The sequence below is a fragment of the Vibrio jasicida CAIM 1864 = LMG 25398 genome (assembly GCF_000400365.1).
Taxonomy (GTDB): domain Bacteria; phylum Pseudomonadota; class Gammaproteobacteria; order Enterobacterales; family Vibrionaceae; genus Vibrio; species Vibrio jasicida.
The window spans coordinates 1-399 of sequence record NZ_BAOG01000234.1 but is presented as its reverse complement, the minus strand read 5'-3'; the positions used below and the strand labels follow the sequence as shown (position 1 = coordinate 399).

General features: G+C 43.9%; 1 protein-coding gene. It reads right to left on the bottom strand.

The window, feature by feature from the left end; translation table 11 throughout:
- Positions 1-106: 106 nt before the first annotated feature.
- Complete coding sequence (locus tag VJL_RS27180; protein WP_038882476.1) at positions 107-385, bottom strand: type II toxin-antitoxin system RelE/ParE family toxin; 279 nt, start codon at positions 383-385, stop codon at positions 107-109.
- Positions 386-399 lie beyond the last annotated feature (14 nt).

Here is a 399-nt window from a genome sequence, read left to right as displayed (position 1 = left end):
CAAAGCATTTAAGAGTGATTCGCAACGCTTGGCAGTTTCGCTTCGCTCAAGTATAGCCAAGCGTCGCTCACACCTTAATGCGGCGTTAGTTCCCCAGAGGAAGCAATCAATCCGTAGGAAATTTTTGTTTCTGGTGGAGTACACGCATAACTCTGATGATATCGCCCTCGACCCAGTAAGAGACAATCATCGAAATCTCAGGAATAATGAGCAATCGTCCGCGGATGCCATCTCGTTGTAGACCCATTAGAGGTTGTTCAAGCAAGTTTTCTACTTTTGCTTCAATGAGGTTGTCAGTTTTTTCTGCCGCATCAGGGTTGAAGTCATAGAGAAACTCGAAGATCTTTTCACGATCATTAAGTGACTCTTCTTCCCATAAAATCATTGCTTACCTCGATT